The 19811-nt window shown below is 63.4% G+C and carries 17 protein-coding genes and 2 tRNA genes; 11 read left to right on the top strand and 8 right to left on the bottom strand.

The window, feature by feature from the left end; genetic code table 11:
- Positions 1-47 precede the first annotated feature (47 nt).
- Positions 48-2693, bottom strand: a complete 2646-nt coding sequence (locus SR3_RS09165) for a TonB-dependent receptor (RefSeq protein WP_245653835.1) — start codon at positions 2691-2693, stop codon at positions 48-50.
- A 326-nt stretch (positions 2694-3019) separates the two neighbouring features.
- Here SR3_RS09165 and typA point away from each other — a divergent pair, with 326 nt between their 5' ends.
- From typA to SR3_RS09145, 4 genes are all read left to right on the top strand, one after another.
- Positions 3020-4849, top strand: coding sequence for a translational GTPase TypA (gene typA, locus SR3_RS09160; protein WP_068084155.1), 1830 nt, complete (start codon positions 3020-3022; stop codon positions 4847-4849).
- A gap of 325 nt (positions 4850-5174) precedes the next feature.
- On the top strand, positions 5175-6896 hold the full coding sequence (locus tag SR3_RS09155) for an SPASM domain-containing protein (RefSeq protein ID WP_068084153.1): 1722 nt from the start codon (positions 5175-5177) through the stop codon (positions 6894-6896).
- A 70-nt stretch (positions 6897-6966) separates the two neighbouring features.
- The gene (locus tag SR3_RS09150) at positions 6967-7212 is read left to right on the top strand and encodes a hypothetical protein (RefSeq protein ID WP_068084150.1); all 246 of its coding nucleotides are present in this window, start codon (positions 6967-6969) and stop codon (positions 7210-7212) included.
- A gap of 292 nt (positions 7213-7504) precedes the next feature.
- Complete coding sequence (locus tag SR3_RS09145) at positions 7505-8233, top strand: hypothetical protein (protein ID WP_068084148.1); 729 nt, start codon at positions 7505-7507, stop codon at positions 8231-8233.
- A 139-nt stretch (positions 8234-8372) separates the two neighbouring features.
- On the opposite strand, the gene SR3_RS31215 is transcribed toward SR3_RS09145, so the two are convergent.
- Entirely contained in the window at positions 8373-8540 is a 168-nt protein-coding gene (locus SR3_RS31215; RefSeq protein ID WP_157098734.1) for a hypothetical protein, read from the bottom strand.
- A 569-nt stretch (positions 8541-9109) separates the two neighbouring features.
- Here SR3_RS31215 and SR3_RS09140 point away from each other — a divergent pair.
- The 5 genes from SR3_RS09140 to SR3_RS09120 all read left to right on the top strand — a co-directional run bounded on the left by SR3_RS09140 (position 9110) and on the right by SR3_RS09120 (position 13591).
- The gene (locus SR3_RS09140; protein ID WP_068084146.1) at positions 9110-9490 is read left to right on the top strand and encodes a hypothetical protein; all 381 of its coding nucleotides are present in this window, start codon (positions 9110-9112) and stop codon (positions 9488-9490) included.
- Positions 9491-9727: 237 nt separating this feature from the next.
- Positions 9728-10915, top strand: a complete 1188-nt coding sequence (locus SR3_RS09135; protein WP_068084138.1) for a glycosyltransferase family 4 protein — start codon at positions 9728-9730, stop codon at positions 10913-10915.
- A gap of 133 nt (positions 10916-11048) precedes the next feature.
- Positions 11049-11501 carry a YiiD C-terminal domain-containing protein gene (locus SR3_RS09130; protein ID WP_218018785.1) on the top strand — a complete coding sequence of 151 codons (453 nt, stop codon included), beginning with the start codon at positions 11049-11051 and terminating at the stop codon, positions 11499-11501.
- A gap of 176 nt (positions 11502-11677) precedes the next feature.
- The gene (locus SR3_RS09125; RefSeq protein WP_068084136.1) at positions 11678-13009 is read left to right on the top strand and encodes a replication-associated recombination protein A; all 1332 of its coding nucleotides are present in this window, start codon (positions 11678-11680) and stop codon (positions 13007-13009) included.
- A 144-nt stretch (positions 13010-13153) separates the two neighbouring features.
- Positions 13154-13591 carry a hypothetical protein gene (locus SR3_RS09120; protein WP_068084131.1) on the top strand — a complete coding sequence of 146 codons (438 nt, stop codon included), beginning with the start codon at positions 13154-13156 and terminating at the stop codon, positions 13589-13591.
- A 28-nt stretch (positions 13592-13619) separates the two neighbouring features.
- On the opposite strand, the gene SR3_RS09115 is transcribed toward SR3_RS09120, so the two are convergent.
- The 6 genes from SR3_RS09115 to SR3_RS31210 all read right to left on the bottom strand — a co-directional run bounded on the left by SR3_RS09115 (position 13620) and on the right by SR3_RS31210 (position 17264).
- A complete protein-coding gene (locus tag SR3_RS09115; RefSeq protein ID WP_068084128.1) occupies positions 13620-14162 on the bottom strand; it encodes a hypothetical protein in 543 nt (180 codons plus the stop codon).
- A 405-nt stretch (positions 14163-14567) separates the two neighbouring features.
- Positions 14568-14642 (bottom strand) — tRNA-Glu (locus SR3_RS09110).
- A 38-nt stretch (positions 14643-14680) separates the two neighbouring features.
- Positions 14681-14756: transfer RNA gene (locus SR3_RS09105), tRNA-Thr, on the bottom strand.
- Between the two features lie 28 nt (positions 14757-14784).
- Positions 14785-15678, bottom strand: coding sequence for a hypothetical protein (locus SR3_RS09100; protein WP_068084125.1), 894 nt, complete (start codon positions 15676-15678; stop codon positions 14785-14787).
- 479 nt (positions 15679-16157) lie between these two features.
- A complete protein-coding gene (locus SR3_RS09095; RefSeq protein WP_157098741.1) occupies positions 16158-16646 on the bottom strand; it encodes an AAA family ATPase in 489 nt (162 codons plus the stop codon).
- Positions 16647-16916: 270 nt separating this feature from the next.
- The gene (locus SR3_RS31210; protein ID WP_157098733.1) at positions 16917-17264 is read right to left on the bottom strand and encodes a hypothetical protein; all 348 of its coding nucleotides are present in this window, start codon (positions 17262-17264) and stop codon (positions 16917-16919) included.
- Here SR3_RS31210 and SR3_RS09090 point away from each other — a divergent pair.
- Together SR3_RS09090 and SR3_RS09085 are read left to right on the top strand one after the other, a co-directional pair.
- Positions 17263-18846 (top strand): carboxylesterase/lipase family protein, encoded by a 1584-nt coding sequence (locus SR3_RS09090; RefSeq protein WP_245653834.1) that lies wholly within the window; start codon positions 17263-17265, stop codon positions 18844-18846. The genes SR3_RS31210 and SR3_RS09090 overlap by 2 nt on opposite strands.
- Positions 18843-19808, top strand: a complete 966-nt coding sequence (locus SR3_RS09085) for an alpha/beta hydrolase (RefSeq protein WP_068084120.1) — start codon at positions 18843-18845, stop codon at positions 19806-19808. Before SR3_RS09090 ends, SR3_RS09085 begins: the two co-directional genes overlap by 4 nt.
- The last annotated feature ends 3 nt before the right edge of the window (positions 19809-19811 follow it).

Genomic DNA, 19811 nt, shown 5'->3' with positions numbered 1-19811 from the left:
CGCCGAGGGGCGCCCTGCTTTTTGTGCGAATAGCGAAGATTACCTAATTAAAACTTGTAGAGAGCCGACACGCCATAGGTTCGCGGCTGATTGGGATAGCCCGAGACCGATCCGGCCTGCGCCGGACTGTCGAACACAATGTTGATGTAGCGCTGATCGGTGAGGTTGCGGCCCCAGACGCTCAGTTCCAGCCCGCGCGGCAGCTTCCAGCTGAGCGAGGCGTCGATCTCGCTCACCTCGCGCTTGAAGGCCCGGGCGGCGTCGATGCCGGTCTGGTAGTTCACCGGCGCGCCGGTCAGCGGGTTGGTGGTGATGAAGCCGGGCAGGCCATCCTCGATCTGGGTGGGCGATTCATAATGCCAGTCGCCCCGGAAGATCAGGTGATGGCCATTGGCGAAGGGATGGTCCCAGCCCAGCACAAGGGTGGAGGAAATCGCCGGAATGCCCGCCGGGGTGCTGCCCGAAATATCGCCGAAGCTGGAGTTGAAGAAGCTGTCATATTTGGGCCGCAGATAGGTCAGGCTTTCACCAATGGTGATCTCCGGGCTGACATGGACGTTGCCCTCGAACTCGAAGCCATAGACCGATTCCTTTTCGGCATTGAGCAGGGCAAAGCCCGTGCCGTCGAACTGGTTGGTCTGGAAGTTCTTGATGGTCTGGTGGAACACCGCGATGTTGGCGGTGGCGATGCCCCAATTGGCCTTGAGCCCGAACTCGATCGAGCGCGAGTTTTCCGGCAGGGCATAGCGGCTGCCATAGGTCAGATTGTTGAGTGCGAGCCCTGCCGCGGCAATCGCCGGGGCATCGGAGAGCGCCGGGCGGCTGTCCCGCGACAGGTTCACCGAAGCCGCCTTCCAGCCCGTAACATAGGAACCATAGAGGTTGATATGCGGATTGAGCTGATAGGCCAGCCGCCCGGTGTAGCTGACATTGCCATCCGCCACATGGCCCGGCTCGACCGCGTTGGGCACGTTGAGGAAGGGCGGCATCACCTGCAGCGCCTGCAGCGCCATCAGCTGCTGTGCCACGGCACCGGCATTGGGCACGCCCTGCGCGGCCAGCACCCGCGTCGCGCCGGGCACATAATTGGCGAGATTCAGGCCGGAGAACACGTCATTGCTGACCACATTGGTGGAAAAGCGTTTGGCGTCGTGGGTGTAACTGATGCCGCCTGTCACCGTCAGCTTGCCGAATTTCACATCGGCCTGACCGAAGACGGAGAAGCTCTCATCCTTGAGCGCATAGGCCTCGTTCATGCCGCTGCCCGACTGGAAGAACCTGCCATTGTAGAGCGCGGGATTGCCCGAAAGCGCGCCCAGCAGATTTTCCACCGCCGGCAGGCTGAAGGCCCCGCCCGACTGCTGCTGGATCAGCAAATTGGCGTAATTGCGGAAATCATTGCCATATTGCAGCTGGCCGATCTGGTCGATCTTCTCATTGAAATAGGAGCCGCCGCCCAGCAGGTTCACGAAATCGCCCAGCGCCAGATTGGCACGGAATTCCTGCGTGAAGGTGCGGATATGGACATCGGCAGCGTTGCGGCTGAGCAGGTCCGCGCTGGTGAAATCGCTGTCCTGATTGTTGAAGTTCAGGCTCTTGCGCCAGGCGGTGATGCTGGTCAGTTTCACCAGCCCCACATTGCCGTCGATCTGGCCGGAAATGCCGTAATTGGTGATGGCGTTGGTGGATTTCAGATTGTTGTAGAGCGTGGAATAGGGATCGCTGGCCGGATTGACCTTGCCGCCGATCGCCTGAATCGCCGCGGTCGGCCCGCTGGCCAGCACATTGACCGTGGCGCAGCACAATTCGTCGATCTTGCCATAATCGCCGATAATCCGCACGCGCGGGCCATCGTCCGGCGCATAGAGCAGCTGGCCGCGCACATACCAGCGGTTGCGGTTGTTCGTCTTGCTGTTGGTGCCCCCATCATAGACATAGCCGTCACGCCGGTTGTAGCCACCCGCGATGGAGCCGGCCAGATCCTTGGCGATCTTGCCCGTAAGGTTCGCCCTGGCCACGAAGGCATTGTAATTGCCGTAGGACAGCTCCGCCGAGCCCTGCGTCTTGAACTGCGGCTCCTGCGTGGTGATCGAGACCACGCCCGCGCTGGCATTCTTGCCGAACAGCGTCGATTGCGGGCCGCGCAGCACCTCGACCTGAGTCACATCGGGGAAATCGGCGATCTGCGCCGCGCTGCGCGAGCGGTAGACGCCATCGATGAACACGCCCACGCTGGGCTCCAGCCCGGCATTGTTGTCGCCATTGCCGAAACCACGGATCAGGAACGAGGTGTTGGAAGAGGTCTGATGCTCATTCACCCGCAACGACGGCACCACGCTGGCCAGATCGGCGATATCGCGAATCTTGGCGCGTTCGAGCGTCTCGGCGGTGGTGACGGTGACAGCCACAGGCACATTCTGCAGCGTCTGCGCATGCTTGGTGGCCGTAACGAGGATCTCGTTGCCGCTGCCCTCACCGGCCACGGGCGGCGGCGCGGGGGGCGCTTCCTCAGCCTCGGCGGGGGGAGCTTCGGCGGCAGGCGCGGCATCGGCGGGAGGCTGCAAGGCAGCGGCATGGGCCAGCCCCGGCGTCACCAGCACCATCGCCCCGCCTGCCAGCAAGGCGCCGCGCAGGCGCATCAAAGCGCCCCTCATGATCAGCCCCGCCTCATTCTCGATCCTGCCATTGTTCATATCATTCGCGTCCCGGCCCCACATGGCGCTTGTTTTTGCCCTGTTCATCTTGGTCGGTGTTAATTAGCATCAGGCGTAATCTCAATGGCCAAAACGGCCCAAACCCTCGGTTCGCCGTGCTTTTCCGCGCAAAGCAGCCCCCCTGTGGCTGATTTGGGACACTCCCTGCGCCCGCACGCCTCACCACTGCCCGCACATGCCTTGCCCTCCACGCGCTTTTGGACTAGGGGCGCGCCAGAATTGTGCGGTGCAAAAGCCGCATCATGATCGATGCCAGAAAGGCGTGCCGCAAAGGGCCCGCCCCCTCTTTACGGAAAGACCTGTTGATGTCCGCCCCGCTTCCGCTTCGCAACATTGCGATCATCGCTCACGTTGACCACGGCAAGACCACGCTGGTTGACCAGCTCTTCCGCCAGTCCGGCACCTTCCGCGACAACCAGCGCGTGGAAGAGCGCGCGATGGACAGCAACGATCTCGAAAAGGAGCGCGGGATCACCATTCTGGCCAAGCCCACCTCGATCGAGTGGGAAGGCACGCGCATCAACATCGTCGACACCCCCGGCCACGCCGACTTCGGCGGCGAGGTGGAGCGCATCCTCTCGATGGTCGACGGCGTCGTGCTGCTGGTGGACTCGTCGGAAGGCGCCATGCCGCAGACCAAGTTCGTGACCGGCAAGGCGCTGGCGCTGGGCCTCAAGCCCATCGTCGTCGTCAACAAGGTCGACCGCCCCGACGAGCGCATCCAGGAAGTGCTGGACGAGGTGTTCGACCTGTTCGTCTCGCTCGACGCTTCGGATGAGCAGCTCGACTTCCCCGTGCTCTACGCTTCGGGCCGCAACGGCTACGCCAGCGATGACATGAACCGTCGCGAAGGCACGCTGACCCCGCTGTTCCAGAAGATCGTCGATCACGTGCCGCCGCCGGCGCTGGAAGTCGACGCGCCCTTCACGTTCCTGGTGACCCTGCTGGACCGCGACAACTTCCTGGGTCGCGTGCTGACCGGTCGCGTCACCTCGGGCGTGGTCAAGGTCAATCAGGCCATCCACGCACTCGACATGGACGGCAAGGTCATCGAGACCGGCCGCGCCTCCAAGATCATGTCCTTCCAGGGCCTCGACCGCGTCCCCGTCGACGAAGCCAAGGCCGGTGACATCATCTCGCTGGCTGGTCTCTCGGTCGCCACCGTGGCCAACACCATCGCCGACACCTCGGTGAGCGTGCCGATCCAGGCCCAGCCGATCGATCCGCCGACCCTGTCGATGCGCTTTGCCGTGAACGACTCGCCGATGGCGGGCCGCGAGGGCACCAAGGTCACCAGCCGCATGATCCGCGACCGCCTGGAGCGCGAAGCCGAATCGAACGTGGCCATCAAGATCACCGAATCGGCCGACAAGGACAGCTTCGAGGTCGCCGGTCGCGGCGAACTCCAGCTGGGCGTGCTGATCGAAACGATGCGCCGCGAAGGCTTCGAGCTGGGCATCAGCCGTCCCCGCGTGCTGTTCGGCACCGACGAGAACGGCGGCAAGACCGAGCCCTACGAAAGCGTCCTGATCGACGTGGACGATGAGTTCTCGGGCACCGTCGTGGAAAAGATGGCGCTGCGTAAGGGCGAAATGACCGACATGCGCCCCTCGGGCGGCGGCAAGACCCGCATCAGCTTCATCGCCCCCTCGCGCGGCCTGATCGGCTATCACGGTGAATTCCTGTCCGACACGCGCGGCACGGGCATCATGAACCGCCTGTTCGACAAGTACGGCCCCCACAAGGGCAAGATCGAGGGCCGCAAGAACGGCGTGCTGATCTCGAACGGCGCCGGTGAAGCCAACGCCTACGCGCTGGGCCCGCTCGAAGAGCGCGGCATCCTGTTCGTCGGCGTGGGCGAAGCGCTGTATGAGGGCATGATCATCGGCGAGAACGCCAAGCCGGAAGACCTCGAGGTCAACCCGATGAAGTCGAAGGCGCTCACCAACTTCCGCGCCAGCGGCAAGGACGACGCCGTGCGTCTGACGCCCCCCAAGGTGATGACGCTGGAGCAGGCCATCGCCTACATCGACGACGATGAGATGGTGGAAGTCACCCCCAAGAACATCCGCATCCGCAAGGCCGAGCTCGACCCCAACGAGCGCAAGAAGGCCAGCCGCCGCAAGGACTCGTAAGAGCCCTTCACGGTTGTGTGAATTTCGGGAAAGGCCGGGGGGAAACCTCCGGCCTTTTTGTTTGGGCCAGTCTTTTTGTTTGGGCCGATCTTTTGTTTGGGCCAGTCTTTTTGTTTGCGATTGCAGGAAGGCGGCACCCAAGGGGCGCCTGTGAAGGATAAAGCCACGCGCCCTCCCGGCATGGTTCACGGCCCATGCGGCCAACCAAATTCATCTCCTTCGCCAAGAGGAGCCTGTAGCGATCATTCGTATAACTCCTGAAGTTCATAACTATAGATTGGAAGGCATATTCTTTTAGCCTCGCTTCAACTTTGGAGATTGTTTCATGGTTGATGCCACGCATCGCGGTTTTGATAATGCCAGCCCCGTTCAGGCGCCCTCTCCCCTGGAAGGGCTGGACGCCGATTGCATGGCCATGCTCGATCTTCTGGTGCAGAACCTTGCCGATGGCGTCGACCATCCCGAGGTCTGGACCCTGCTCGGCGATCTGCGCCGCGATCCGGCCCTGCCCCTGCTGCTCGAAACGCTGCAGGCCGCCCGGCCGATGATCAACCATTGGCGCACCGGCCAGTCGCTGGACATCGTGGCGGGCGTGCTGACGGCGCTGATCGAGGACAAGGCCGCGGGTCTGGCCCTGCTCAAGGCCATCGAGGTGCGGCATGCCGCCTGCCCGCAGCTGGCCGGGGCCTGCTTTTTCGTCAGCCGCATCGACGATGCCCACCGCACCGCCGACCTTTCGGCCCGCTTTTGCGAAGCGCCTTTCGTCAAATTCGAAACACTGATCGATGGCACCGTCGCGCCATGCTGCTCGATCTGGACCCAGCATCGGCTTGGCCATCTCGACCGGCAGAGCTTCGAGGAGATCTGGAACAGCCCGGATGCGCAGGCCATGCGCGAAAGCATCCTCGACGGCTCTTTCCGCTATTGCCACAAGCAGCGCTGCACGCTGATCATGGAAGACAGCCTGCCCCTGCGCGACGAGGTGCAGGACATCACCCTGCGCCAGATCATCGACGAACACCGCACAGAGCTGTCCACCGCCCCGCAATGGCTGTTCCTGGCACATGACCCCACCTGCAACCTGGCCTGCCCGTCCTGCCGTGCGGGGCTGGAAATCGCCAGCCCGGCCCAGCAGGCCCGTTTCGACATCATCATGGACAAGGTGTTGCGCCCCCTGCTCGACAGCGGCGACAATCTGAAGGTCTCGATTTCCGGTCAGGGCGATCCTTGGTCGAGCCAGCATTACCGCGACATCCTGCGCCACATCGCCGACAACGACCTGTCGATCAAATTGCAGATCAACACCAATGCCCTGCTGATGGGCGAGAAGCGCTGGGCCGACTATGCCGGGCTTGAGCGCCATGATCCCGATGTCATCGTCTCGATCGACGCAGCCACGCCCTGGGTTTACGAGCATGTCCGCAAGCCCGGCAAATGGCCCAAGCTGATCGAGAATCTGCGCTTCATCGCCGATCGGCATGCGGCGGGCGTCTTTCCGCTCTATGCGCTCAACGCCACGATCCAGCTCGACAATTATCACGATATTCCGGCCCTTGTCGCCCTCTCCGAGGCGCTTGGGGCGGATGAACTGCAGCTTTACATGATCCAGAACACCGGCGCGCATCTGGGCCACAGCTTCGCGCGGGCCAACATTGCCGACGCGGCCCATCCGCTGCACCTGTCCTTTCTGGAAACCCTGCGCAATCCCTGCCTCGACCGCCCGGTGGTGCATATGTACGATGTGGCCAACTGGCGCGCCAAGGCGCTGGAGCAGCACCTGCCCTCCGACGATCTGGGCGATGACTGGGACCGCGAGCAGGCGCTCGAAGCGATCCGCGCCAGCGTGCGGAGCGATGATTATGTCCGCGCGGCGGCGCTGTGCGCGGCGGTTCGCCAGCGCTTTCCGGCCGATGCCGATCTGCTGCTGGCCGAAGGCGCCATTCTCGATGAATTGGGCTTTACCCGGCAGGGCGACTGGCGCCGGGCGATGGCCACCGCCGCGCAGGATGCCGCGCGCGGGCGCAAGATCGACCGTATCGCCTGCTGATGCCCCGGCTTCCCCTGCAGGCCCCGTGATGATAAAATCCCGCGGCTGAAAACAGACAAAGGCCCCTGCCATGTCCCCCCAAGGCAAGCTCTGGTTCCGCCGCAAGAGGTTTGGCTGGGGGTGGTCGCCCGCCTCGGTCGAGGGCTGGCTCAGCATCGGCGCCTATCTGCTGATCGTCCTCGCGCTGCATGCGGCCAGAAACGTCAGCCCCGCCTTTTCCTTCATCGGCATCGCGCTGGCCACCGCCGGGCTGATCGCGCTGGGCTTCTTCAAGGGTGAGCCGCCCAAGTGGCAATGGGGCCGCCGCGATCGCTAGGATCGCTGGCGAAACAGCGCGAGCCGCCTTGTCGCAAACAACGCCGCAAACAACAGGGCGACAACAGAAATCCGGAACGTCACACGCCCCATGCGCCTCGGCTCACGGACAGGGTGAGGCAGGTCACCGCGCCTGAGGCGCCAAACCCGCAAAACGCCTCCAGCCCGCAGGAACGGAATCGGAAGGCGATCCTTTTCAGTCATATCTTCCAATATTTTACCTTGCCGATTGCGAAGAACTGACTGTGGAAACTTTGCGAAGAAAGCACCGGTAAAAATACCTGGGTGATTTTATGAGCGTGAAAAGCATCATCGTCGCCGGTCCTGTATCCGCCATCCTGCTACCCTGGCCCGTTTTTGGGCAGGAGACTCCACCTCCGCCGGAAACCCCGCCACAAACGCAGGAAACACCCAAACCCGATAAGAAACCTGCCCCCCATATCTCGCCCTTTTACTTCGGCGTGACAGGCGGCTCACTCGGCGTCGGGCCGGAAGCATCCTATGCCATCAACCGCTACATCGGCGTGCGCGGCAACATCACCTTTCTCAATGTCTCGCATGATTTCCATTCCGGCGGCCTGCCCTATCACGGGCAGGCGCATCTCGGTTCGGGCGGGCTGATGCTGGATTTCCGCCCCTTTGGCGGCGGTTTCTTCATTTCGGGCGGCGCGCGACTGAACAAGAACAAGCTGCGCGCGAAATCGACCTTCAACGGCGTGATCGTCATCAATGGCGTGACCTACACCTCCACACGCACCGGCACGCTGCTGGGCTATGCCGATTTCCCAGCGGTCGCCCCCACCTTCACCTTTGGCTACGCGGGCACGCTGCGCCACGGGATCAAGGTGGGCATCGAGGCCGGAGCGATGTTCATGGGGTCCGGGCGCGTCTATCCCTTCACCAACACCGGGCCCAACATCTCGCCAAGCCGGCTGGAGGCCCAGCGCGCGGGACTGCAGCGCGAAATGGACAAATATGAGGTCTATCCCATCGTCCAGTTGACGGCAGGGTATCGGTTCTGATGTTCCAAAAGGACATAATGTGAGGAGGCTACCCCTCGCGCTCCCATGAATGTCTGCGTTGCGCACAACCTATCGGATGGGAGCGCGTTCCCTGCCCTTTAGACAGAAGCTGTCTGCCTGCAGTGCTTCAAACGCCCCTTTATACAGGATCGGATGCGCGAAAACCCACACGCCACAGCAGGTCGAACATGGCCTGCCCCTCAACCATGGCTGCCTTGCCCGCATCGGCTTCGCTCATCGCGGATTTCGCCGCCTGCATCAGCAGTTGCGCCTTCCAGCTGACCTCATGCAGATCGGCATGAGTCATCCGGACCGCCTGCCGGCACTGTCGTTCAGACGGCCCTGCCCCATCTGAAGGATTGGATGCCATGGATAAGCCTCCTTTCACAAAGGATCATGGTCGTAACCCAAAAGGCGCTCATTCCACCGCCAAGAAAGCGAAATCCATAACGACCTTCATGCGCCGTAGCATGTGGCAGAAAGCTTGTGTGTTACGAATTGTGTATCCGGATCAAATCACATTCGGTCCGGATACACAAGACGTAGACAACAACGTGGGAGCGTTACAGTCTGCACGCCTTACTTATCGCATTGATCCGATAAGGCCAGTCGTCGTATCATAAATTATTCATCCAAACTGGTTGACTTAAAGCTTTGCGCGGACCGGAAGCAAAGGTCACCACCCCCGCACAGTCCCGGAAACGCCCCTATAAATGTAGGATGTCGCAACCCATGCACCGCTCGTCGAAGCTGAACCTCGGCTGCAAGCATCGTCCCGTTTTCGTTCAGTTGCGAAGCCCCATATCGGTGTCACAAGACGGCGACTCGCCAGGGCCGAACAGGGGTTCCAGCCCGGCCGCCGACAGGAGACCTATGATGAACGTCAAGTTCGCAGCCACCTTGCGGAAGGCCACCATGGCGGTGGCGCTGGTCGCCACGGCGGCCACCGGCCTGATGGCCACCACGGCTGAAGCCCGCCCCGGCTGGGGTGGCGGCTATCGCGGCGGCTGGCATCGTGGCGGTGGCGGCGCTGGCGCGGTGATCGCCGGCGGCATCGTCGGCGCGGCTCTGGGTGCGGCGATCGTCGACAGCAGCCGCCCGCGCTACTACTATCCCGCCGAATATGGCTACGGCTATGCCCCGCCGCCGCCTCCCCCGCCCTATTACTACGGTGGCTACTACCGCCCCTGGGCCTGGCATGACGGCTATTACTGGGACCACTGGGGTCACCGTTACTACGGTCACCGCGGCTGGTAAGCCGATCTGAAACCTTCCGACTTTTGGAGCATCATGCGTGATCGTCAGATCGCCCATGATGCTCTGGTCGGCCTGCCCTTCTCCCCCTCCCGGCAGGTCGCCCCAAACTTGAGCGCATGGCCCTCTCTTCCCCTTGTGGAGGGCCATGCGCCTTTTTCTTGCCCGGTTTCCCACCTTCACCATCCCTGAAAGCGGCCCCTCTCGCCAAACCGGGCCGACAGGTCTATGGGCCTCCCGATGACTTCGCCCGACACCTTTCCCGCGCTTCCCTCCCGCATCGAGGATCTGCGCGTCGCCCTCTTCAGCGGCAATTACAACATGGTCACCGATGGCGCGAACAAGGCGCTCAACCGGCTGGTCGGCTATCTTCTGGCCAAGGGTGCGCAGGTGCGCGTCTACTCCCCCACCGTGCCAGAGCCCGCCTTCAAGCCCACCGGAGACCTCATCAGCGTCCCCAGCTTCGCCATTCCCGGCCGCGCCGAATATCGCATCGCCAGCGGCCTGCCCCGCTCCGTGCGCCGCGACCTTGACGCATTCCAGCCCAACATCGTCCACGTTTCCTCGCCCGATGTGACCGCGCACCGCGCCGTCACCTGGGCCCGGGCGCGCGGTCTGCCCGTGCTGGGCAGCGTTCACACCCGCTTCGACACCTATCCGCGTTACTACAACATGGCCTGGGTCGAGCCGCTGCTCACCGCCCTGCTGCGCCGCTTCTACCGCCGCTGCGACGGCCTCGTCGCGCCCTCGGAGAGCTTCGCGCAGGTGCTGCGCGACCAGCGCATGAATTACGACATCTCGCTGTGGTCGCGCGGCGTGGACCGCGAGATTTTCAACGCCGAGCGCCGCGACATGGCCTGGCGCCGCTCGCTGGGCATCGCCGACGATGAGGTGGCCATCGGCTTCCTGGGCCGCCTGGTGATGGAAAAGGGCCTCGACGTCTTCGCCGACACCATCGAGGAACTCGAACAGCGCGGCGTGCCCCATCGCGTGCTGGTGATCGGCCAGGGCCCGGCGCAGGGCTGGATGGAGGCACGCCTGCCCAAGGCCGTCTTCGCGGGGTATCAGGCGGGCACCGATCTGGGCCGCGCCGTGGCCGGGATGGACGTGCTGTTCAACCCCTCCATCACCGAGACCTTCGGCAATGTGACGCTGGAAGCCATGGCCTGCGCCCGCCCCGTCGTGGCTGCAGAGGCCACCGGCAGCGAGAGCCTTGTCGATGACCGCGTCAATGGCCGCCTGATCCGCCCCGGCGCGGTGCATGCCTTCGCCGAAGCCCTGAAGGTCTATCTCACCGACGCCGAGCTGCGTGCCTCCCACGGGGCAGCGGGCGAAGCGCGGGCGCATGACTTCAGCTGGGACCGGATCAACCAGTCGGTCGCCGATACCTATTTGCGGTTGATCCGGCAGAAGGCGCGGAAGAAGTAAGGGTTGAAGCAGGGGGTGTTACACCCCCTGCACCCCCGTTACGTCTCCCGACAATAGAACGGACCAAGCCGAAAAGCTGCGCCCCGTCTCTCCGTTGGAAATTCCTGTTCCCTGCGGGGCGGAGAGGTTAGGGATGGCCATGAACATCGCTGCTCTGGAAGACTATCTGCATCATCAGATTCCGCTCTCCGCAGCGATGCAGGTGGCGGTGGATGCCGCAGGATCGGACTCGGTCGTGCTGTCCGCTCCGCTTGAACCGAACATCAATCACAAACATACGGCCTTTGGCGGCAGCATCTGCACCTTGGGCATCCTTGCCGCATGGTCGCTGGTGCATCTGCGGTTGCTGGAGGAAGGCCTGCGCTGCGAGGTCGTCATCCAGTCCAACCAGATGGAGTATGACCTGCCGATCACCGGCCGTTTCACCGCCGCATCCCGCCTGCCCGACCCGGCCATCTGGCCGCATGTCCTCAAGACCCTGACCCGCCGCAAACTCGCCCGCATCGAGGTCCATTCCGACCTGATGTTCGAAGGCAAAGTGGCAGGCCGCCTGAGCGGACGCTTCGTGGCCTTCCTGCAAAGCTAGCGCCGCAGGCAAAAACCCCCGCACAACGCGGAGACAGGGCACAACGACCGGGCGCCCCTGCCGCTTCGCCGGAAGACGTTATGGGAACGCGAGGGGGTAACCCCCTCGCATTTCTCTTGCCCCTTCTGCTGACAACAGATGCATTTCCCGCCGGATCGACCTACATAGTCCCCATCATGGCCGACCTTTTCCAAGCCGATCCCCCGCCGCGTGCCGAGCCCATCACCCCTCCCGGCGCCATGCCTCTGGCCGAGCGCCTGCGCCCCACCTCTCTGGCGGAGGTCATCGGGCAGGAGCATCTGACCGGTCCGGATGGCGCCATCGGGCGGATGGTCGGCGCGGGGCGGCTGTCCAGCATGATCCTGTGGGGGCCGCCGGGCACGGGCAAGACCAGCATCGCGCGGCTGCTCGCCGATGCGGTGGGCATGCGCTATGCCGCTGTCAGCGCGGTGTTTTCGGGCGTGGCGGATCTGAAGCGCATCTTTGCCGAGGCCGAGGGCGCGCTCTCGCTCCATGGCCGCCCGACGCTGTTGTTCGTGGACGAAATCCACCGCTTCAACCGCGCGCAGCAGGATGGCTTCCTGCCCTATGTGGAAAAGGGCACGGTGACGCTGGTGGGGGCGACCACCGAAAATCCATCGTTCGAACTCAACGCGGCCTTGCTCTCCCGCGCGCAGGTGCTGATCCTGCACCGCCTCTCGCCCGAAGCGCTGACCACCCTGCTCGAACGCGCCGAGGAGGCCGAGGGCGTCCCCCTGCCGCTCACCAAGCCCGCGCGTGAGGCGCTGATCGCCAGCGCCGATGGCGATGGGCGCTTTCTGCTGGGGCAGGTCGAAACGCTCTACACGGCCTCGCTGATGGAGCCGCTCGGCCCGGCGGAGCTGGGGCAGTTCCTCAACCGCCGTGTCGCCGTCTATGACAAGGACCGCGAGGGACATTACAATCTGATCTCGGCGCTGCATAAATCCCTGCGCGGATCAGACCCGCAGGCGGCGCTTTACTATCTGGCGCGGATGCTGACGGCGGGGGAAGATCCGCTCTATGTGCTGCGCCGTCTGGTGCGTTTCGCCAGCGAGGACATTGGCCTCGCCGATCCTCAGGCGCTGGTGCAATGCCTTGCGGCCAAGGATTCCTATGACTTTCTCGGCTCGCCCGAGGGGGAACTGGCGATTGCGCAGGCCTGCCTCTATTGCGCCACCGCGCCCAAGTCGAACGCGGGCTATGTGGCGTGGAAGGCCGCCGCTGCCACGGCCAAGGCGACAGGATCGCTGATGCCGCCCGCCAACATCCTCAACGCCCCCACCAAGCTGATGAAGGAGATCGGCTATGGCAAGGGCTACGCCTATGACCACGATGCTACGGATGGCTTCTCCGGCGCCAATTACTGGCCCGAGGAGATGCAGCCCCAGACCTTCTACCGCCCCGTCGAGCGCGGTTTCGAGCGCGAAATCCTCAAGCGGCTGGAATGGTGGGAGCGCAAGCGGCGCGAAAGGCAGGACGAGCGCTAGAACAATGGCTCAATGCGCGCCGAACAGCAGGCCCGCATTGTGTTAATTCGTCATTTTCCTTCAGAATTAACCTTTACGGAGACCATTCCGCCCCCTATCGCTCGCACCTCTGCCTAACGGCTTGGAAACAGGGGTGTTTTCCATATGCGAAGGATTGTGGGCGCGGCAGTCTTCCTGCTGTTGGCTGGCTGCGACGGTGCAAACGGGGCGGACCTTGGCGCCGGCAGGAGCGCCGACACGCGCGGACTGAAGGTGTCTGCGGCGGAGATGTCGAAGGCCTTTCTTGTGAACACCACCAGGGCGAAAGCGGCCTATGGCGGGCACAAGCTGGAAGTATCGGGCGAAATCAAAGGGATCGATTTCGGCCTGACTCACCGGCCCGTCATCAAGCTGCGCGGCTTTGGCGACACCATGGACCTGGGCGTGACCGAGGACGGAAAAGTCAGCGACGTCTCGATCAACGGCCTGTCCGATGACGAGGCCGCGAAGCTCAGCAAAGGGCAGGCATTAACCTTCCTGTGCCGGGGGGCCGATGAGGTGGCGAGCGGCGCGCAGTTGAGTGATTGCAGGATCAAGGCGTAAAGCAAAAAAGCATGATCGCGCGCGGCGCTTATCTAGGCCTCACCCCGATCTCCTCCATCGATTTCCTGCCGCCCATCTGCTGATAGGTCCGATAGCTGTCCGCCAGCGCATCTTGATCCTCTGTGATCGTCCGCTGCGCGGAGGAGAGGAACGATCTGTCCGCCCCCCAATGATTGGTCCCGAAGCGGTGTTCCTGCCGGATCAGCCTGCGCGTATCGCTCATATGAAACTGGATCTCGCGGATCTGGTCTTCGAGCGCAGCCAGTTGCTGTTCACGATCGCCATCCGGCTTTGCCGCAGGCCGGCCATCATGCCGCTCGATCAGCATCTGATGCGCCTCGGCCTCGGCCACCGCGCAGGGATGCAATGAAATATCGCTGCGACGTTGCACATCTTCAAGGCAGGCGCGTGAGAGGAAGGTGGGGTTCCCCTCGCCATCCGTGTTGTATTTGAACCATGCCAGTGGAGGATCATCCATCAACGGCGGATCTTCTTCCTGAGCGACTGCCGCATAAGGCGTCAGGATCAGAAAGGCCGGAGCCATCCATTTATGGAGCGATGCGATGTTCATAACACCAACTTTGCCGCATCACACAGCCAAGTCCAGTTTTATTCCAGTATAGGCCTGCGCAATATGGCGCCGCCACGGCATGGCGCGCGCCCTTTCCGGCTCTGCTCACGGGGCCGCGCGAGACGGTCGAGGAGCATTAACCGAATCTTCAAGGCCCATGCTCCAAAGGCCCCGCAGCGCCAAGGCTTTTCCGAATCCCCCCGACTGCGGGTTTGCCGGGCACTGACTGAAAATGGTCCCAAAACCGGGCCCAAACCGGGTATGCCGAGCCTGCGGCGCCCATGATCGATGCGATCTCATTCCACGGCCCTCTGGCCGATTTCAGACCTTGACCGCAAGATCGAGCAGGCACGTCGCCCGCGCCGCCCCTCACCTTGCACATCGCCACGCCAGCCAAGCTGTGCATGGTGACCCCTACGGGAATCGAACCCGTGTTTCAGCCGTGAAAGGGCCGCGTCCTGACCGCTAGACGAAGGGGCCGAAGCCATGATGTTGATGCCATCTTCCCAAAGGAAGAATGGTGCCGGCTAGAGGGTTCGAACCCCTGGCCCCCTGATTACAAATCAGGTGCTCTACCAACTGAGCTAAGCCGGCACGTCGGCTTCAGTCAGCGCCCCATGCCCTATGCCACGCCAAACGTCCAGCCCTCGGTGAGCGCGATTTTGCCGGTGAGGGCGGATGGACGCCACAAATCCTCACGCCCGGCATGGCCGCGCAGCCATGCCGCCGTCATCAGAGCATCGGCGGCATGATCGGCAATCGGCGCAGCAGCCTCCTCGACCACCTCTGGCTGGCAGCCCAGCGCCGCCAGCGCCACCGCAAGATCGCCCCGGTTCCTCACCTTCGAACGGCCCGCGCTGCGCCCCGCCGCCATGGCCGCCAGCGTGGTGTAGATTTCCACCACCACCCGGCCTTGCTGCGGAAGCGGGTCCATCGGCCAGACGGTGACCTCGCGCGGCAGGCGATGGAACAGCCGCATGCCCGAAAGCGAGCCCTTGCCCACCTGCCCGGCGCCCACCAGATTGAAATTGCTGGTCGGGCGGCAACCGGCCAAGGCCTGGGCATGTTCGGTCACCCGCATGCGGCCCCGTCCGCCGGGCTGGCCCTCCGCGCCGAACAGATCGCCCTCTCGCAGGCCATGACGGCGAAAATAGCGGCTCGCCTGCGGGTGGTCGACGAAGGTGGAGACGCCCAGATGCGGCTCCCGCGCGCAGATCGCCTCGACCAGCGCCCAGAGCTCGCGGGCCGTGTCGGGGCTGTCCTGCCAGCCGGGAAAGAAAGCGCCCCGGTCCGCATGAGCCAGCGACTGGCCCAGATCGAAGCCGATCAGCGTGTGTGGCGGCGTCTCCAACAGCCATTCCAGCACCTCCATGCGAGACCAGATATGTCCGGGGCGGACCAGCATGGGCATGCGATCACCCGCGCCGATGATGGCCACGGCAATGCCCTTGTGCCGCTCGCCACTGGCGCCGGACCAGTCGACGGCGGCGTAATGGGTGAAAATCGGGGCGTTCATGGCGCGGTTTTAAAGGCAACAAAAGGAAATGCGAGGGCGTTGCCCCCCGCATTGTCCTTGCCCCGGATCGCGGATCGCAAGGGCCGGATCCGGAAAAGTCGCCGAAATGGAGGCTCTTGCGGCATTTACGGAAACCAAATCCGATGGGATGAGTTGGAATGCATGGAAAGGAGATTCTCATGCGCAATGAAAAAAGCGTCAGAGGTCCCAGAGGGAGTTCGAAAATCTACGTCGACGAGCATGTGGCGCTCCCTACCCCGGAGCGGACGATTGGATTGCGGGCGGGAAGCCTGAACCATATTCGGGGGAATGACATCAGCACCTCCGCAGCCATCCGGCACTATCTGAATTTCAAAAACTAGATCTTTTTGATTTAAGACAGCGGCAGCCCGGAAAGCCTTTGGCTTCTTGTTGCCTTGCAGGGCCGGAAGGTGGGCAAAACAGGCGCCCCCTACCTCCAAGGATTGGGGCTGAAACCTTCACGCTCCGTGGATTTGCACTGTAAAGCCTTCTTCAGGCGCTGGCGCCACGAAATGGCTGGAAATCAGGTTGAACTCGGCATCGCTGGCGGCGAAGGCATGCTCTCCCAGCGCGTTGCGCGCTCTCAGCCGAGCCTTGCAGACATCATCTGGCACATCGAGGTGGTGCAGGCAGTGCGCCGCCCCCGCCTGCTCGAAGATGTCGCGCATCCAGTTGCGCGCCACCACCGTATTGGCCGGAAAATCCAGCACCACGGACACGCCTGCCTGCAGCAGAGCGATCAGATGCGGCGCCATCGCCTGCCGCAACCGGGCGGAACAGCGAACATAATCCGCCACCGAAACCATGTCATCGGCATAAAGCGCGGAAAGCCATTGGTCTTCGCTGACGACAATCGTCTCGGGCTGGCGGCCCAATTGCGTTGTCAGAGTTGATTTTCCGGCGGCGATCTTGCCGCACAGCATGTGCAGCACTGCAGATTTGGTCATCATGATTGGCCTTGAGCATGCCGCGCGCGCAGGCGCCGCTCCAACATTCATATGGCGAAAAGCCCCGGCCCGACGTGTCAGGCCGGGCGGCTAATTCGATTGCGGACAGCAATCCCCATAGGGTGAATGATCAAGCTCATGACCAGGAGTATGATGATAAAACAAAGATCTGTCGAGCCATGATCGATGCGCGCCCAAACAGTTGCAATGCATGGCCACCACAGCACGCCATCGCGCCTTGTTGATGGAAGATCTCAACATGTCGTCCGATCATCCCGGCCGCATATTCCGCATCGCCATCAAGCGAAACCATTCGTAACGGAACGTGAATAAAAATGCATTGAAATGCAATTTTTTCCATGATAGCAAAAATGCACAAGGGAAAAGAATTCGAGCCTCAAGAGCTTGAAAATGAGAGGAGAGCTGATGATGGGTGATTCCCCTCATGACACCATGCTCGATCCACATGTGAAGACCTGAAGCAGACTTGAAAATCTTCTGAAGCCATCTCGGTGCTCCGGTTTCCGCCGGTGCAAAACCATAAGCCGCGCCCTGCCGGATCGTTGTCCGGCGGGATGATCGTGTGCGGCCACGATCCCGCAGGAGAACCGACGCCATGAGCTGTGTGTCCCCATCGATGCCCAAAGCGATCATCGCCGCGATCTGCGCCGCCGTGCTGCCTGCCAGCGTTCTGGCGCAGACGGTCGTTCAGACCGATCTGGGGCCGGTGCGGGGCGCCGATGCGCAAGGGCTCTCGCAGTTCGATGGCATTCCCTATGCCGCGCCGCCGGTCGGGCCGCTGCGCTGGCAACCCGCCGCGCCCGCCACGCCATGGACCAGCCCGCGCGATGCCACCGCCTTCGGCGCCATCTGCCCGCAACCCGCCAGCCCCGGTCATGGCGCTGCCCCGCAAAGCGAGGATTGCCTGACGCTTAATGTCGTCACGCCGGATGCCAAGGCGGTGAAGAAGCTGCCGGTCATCGTGGTGATGCATGGCGGTGCTTTCTTCGTGGGCTCCGGACGCGAGGTGCTTGAACGCGGCGTGCCCTCCATCGTCAAGCGCGGCGTGGTGCTGGTCTCGCCCAATTACCGGCTGGGGCGGCTGGGCTTTTTCGCGCATCCCGCGCTCAAGGCCGAGGCCGATGCGAAGGGACAGGGCACCGCCAATTACTGGCTGACCGATCAGGTCGCCGCGCTGCAATGGGTGAAGCGCAACATCGCGCGCTTCGGCGGCGACCCTTCCAATGTGACGATCATGGGCTGCTCGGCGGGCGGCTCCAGCATCGCCGGGCTGGTCGGCGCGCCTGCCGCGCAGGGTCTGTTTCAGAAGGCCAGCGTCCATTCCGGGGGCCTGCTGTTCAGCACCACCGCCGCCTGGCCGCAGGCACAACAACTGGGCCTTGCCTTTGCCGGGCGGGTGGGCGTGAAGGATGACAGCGCCGCGGGGCTGGCGCAATTGCGCGGGCTTTCCTTCCAGCAGGTGCTGGCGGGCGATCCGGGCGCGCCGGACTTCCGCGCCATCGTCGATGGCAAGGATCTGCCGCAGACGCTGGCGCAGCTCTATGCGCAGGGGCGGATGGCGCATGTGCCGATGATCGCCGGCTCCACCAGCAATGAGGCGAGCATCTTCGGCCTGATGGGCTTCGACAAGGCCGAGATCGAGCGGCGCTTCGGCATCGATCTGGATGCTTTGCGCGCGCCCTATGGGGTCAACGGCCCGCTGTCGGATGCGGAGCTGCTGCGTCAGGTGCAGACCGATTTCATCTTCACCGCAGGCGCCATGGCGATGGGATCGCTGGTGGCCAAAACGGGCGCTCCGGCCTGGACCTACAATTTCGATTATGTCGATACCGCAAGGCGCGGCACGGTGCCGGGCGCCAGCCATTGCGCGGACTGGCCCTATCTCTTCGACGGTTCCAGCTTCGGCGCGGTGAAGGCCCCCTCGGCGCAGGATCGGGCGCTCGCCCGTCAGATGCAGGACTATCTCTACAATTTCGTCACCAAGGGCGATCCCAATGCCGCGGGCCTGCCGGCATGGCCGCGCATCACGCCGGGCAGCATCGATCCTCTGTTGATCGGCACGCAAGTGCGCGCCGTTCCCGATTTCCGCCGCAGCCAGCTTCAGCCCTGGTTCGCCAAGTGGGAGAAGGAGAACGGCATGGCGCTGGGCATGGGAACGCCAGCGGGAGGTGGGCAGTGAGCTGGCTGGCGGCGCTGGCCGCCGCCGCTCTGGCCAGCGGGGGCTTCACCTTCGATGTGGCGCGCCATCCAGTCGATGGCGGCGGCCTCTCGAACTGGCCCGGCCAGCCCGCCACCTTCCCGCAGGGCGTGACCGGCATCGGCGACATCATCTATGCCCAGCCGCTGCATTACCGCCCGCTGCGGCTCGATCTGTATCGCCCGCCTGCCGGAGCCTCCGCGCCGCTGCTGGTGCATGTGCATGGCGGGGCCTGGGTGAACGGCACCAAGCGCATGGGCGGACCGGTGAAGGATTATCCCGCCCTGCTCGCCCAGTTGGCGGCCAAGGGCTATGTCGTGGCATCGGTGGAGTACCGGCTCGATGGCGAGGCGCATTTTCCAGCGGCCATTCAGGATGTGAAGGCCGCGATCCGCTTCCTGCGCCAGCATGCGGCGGACTATGGCATCGATCCCACGCGGGTTGGCATCTTCGGGGAATCCGCCGGAGGGCAGCTGGCGGGGCTGGCCGCGACAAGCTGCGGCGTCCCGGCCTTCGAGCCGCCTGCCCTGCCCGGTGCGGAAGGCATCTCCACCTGCGTGCAGGCTGGTGCGCCATGGTACGGCGTCTATGATTTCGCGACGGTGCCCACCCCGCCCGGCAACACCGGCCCCGCGCCCTATCTGGGCTGCCCGACGCCGCAATGCCCGGCAGAAACCATGCGTTTCGCCAGCCCGATCGCCTATGTCGACCGCAAGGATCCGCCGATGCTGCTGATCCATGGCAGCGCCGACACGCTGGTCGCCGTCTCCCAGACACAGGAGTTCGAGGCAAAACTGCGCCAGAGCGGGGTGCCGGTGAAGGCCGTCTACATTCCCGGCGTCGATCACGGGCTGATCGGCAAGGACGATGCGGCGACCGGCGCGGCGGTGCAGCAAGGCATGACGGAGATGCTCGGCTTTTTCGACCGGACTTTCAAACCATAAACA

It is taken from the genome of Novosphingobium rosa NBRC 15208, from assembly GCF_001598555.1.
GTDB lineage: Bacteria > Pseudomonadota > Alphaproteobacteria > Sphingomonadales > Sphingomonadaceae > Novosphingobium > Novosphingobium rosa.
This window is presented reverse-complemented; position numbering and strand designations above follow the sequence as displayed.

What these genes read in the sequence shown, in the direction of transcription:
- SR3_RS09090 (WP_245653834.1), top strand. Translation starts at nt 17,263, where the DNA reads ATGAGCTGTGTGTCCCCATCGATGCCCAAAGCGATCATCGCCGCGATC.
- SR3_RS31210 (WP_157098733.1), bottom strand. Translation starts at nt 17,264, where the DNA reads ATGGCGTCGGTTCTCCTGCGGGATCGTGGCCGCACACGATCATCCCGC.
- SR3_RS09165 (WP_245653835.1), bottom strand. Translation starts at nt 2,693, where the DNA reads ATGAACAATGGCAGGATCGAGAATGAGGCGGGGCTGATCATGAGGGGC.
- SR3_RS09135 (WP_068084138.1), top strand. Translation starts at nt 9,728, where the DNA reads ATGACTTCGCCCGACACCTTTCCCGCGCTTCCCTCCCGCATCGAGGAT.
- SR3_RS09130 (WP_218018785.1), top strand. Translation starts at nt 11,049, where the DNA reads ATGGCCATGAACATCGCTGCTCTGGAAGACTATCTGCATCATCAGATT.
- SR3_RS09120 (WP_068084131.1), top strand. Translation starts at nt 13,154, where the DNA reads ATGCGAAGGATTGTGGGCGCGGCAGTCTTCCTGCTGTTGGCTGGCTGC.
- SR3_RS09140 (WP_068084146.1), top strand. Translation starts at nt 9,110, where the DNA reads ATGAACGTCAAGTTCGCAGCCACCTTGCGGAAGGCCACCATGGCGGTG.
- SR3_RS09095 (WP_157098741.1), bottom strand. Translation starts at nt 16,646, where the DNA reads ATGACCAAATCTGCAGTGCTGCACATGCTGTGCGGCAAGATCGCCGCC.
- SR3_RS09115 (WP_068084128.1), bottom strand. Translation starts at nt 14,162, where the DNA reads ATGAACATCGCATCGCTCCATAAATGGATGGCTCCGGCCTTTCTGATC.
- SR3_RS31215 (WP_157098734.1), bottom strand. Translation starts at nt 8,540, where the DNA reads ATGACTCATGCCGATCTGCATGAGGTCAGCTGGAAGGCGCAACTGCTG.
- typA (WP_068084155.1), top strand. Translation starts at nt 3,020, where the DNA reads ATGTCCGCCCCGCTTCCGCTTCGCAACATTGCGATCATCGCTCACGTT.
- SR3_RS09150 (WP_068084150.1), top strand. Translation starts at nt 6,967, where the DNA reads ATGTCCCCCCAAGGCAAGCTCTGGTTCCGCCGCAAGAGGTTTGGCTGG.
- SR3_RS09125 (WP_068084136.1), top strand. Translation starts at nt 11,678, where the DNA reads ATGGCCGACCTTTTCCAAGCCGATCCCCCGCCGCGTGCCGAGCCCATC.
- SR3_RS09100 (WP_068084125.1), bottom strand. Translation starts at nt 15,678, where the DNA reads ATGAACGCCCCGATTTTCACCCATTACGCCGCCGTCGACTGGTCCGGC.
- SR3_RS09155 (WP_068084153.1), top strand. Translation starts at nt 5,175, where the DNA reads ATGGTTGATGCCACGCATCGCGGTTTTGATAATGCCAGCCCCGTTCAG.
- SR3_RS09145 (WP_068084148.1), top strand. Translation starts at nt 7,505, where the DNA reads ATGAGCGTGAAAAGCATCATCGTCGCCGGTCCTGTATCCGCCATCCTG.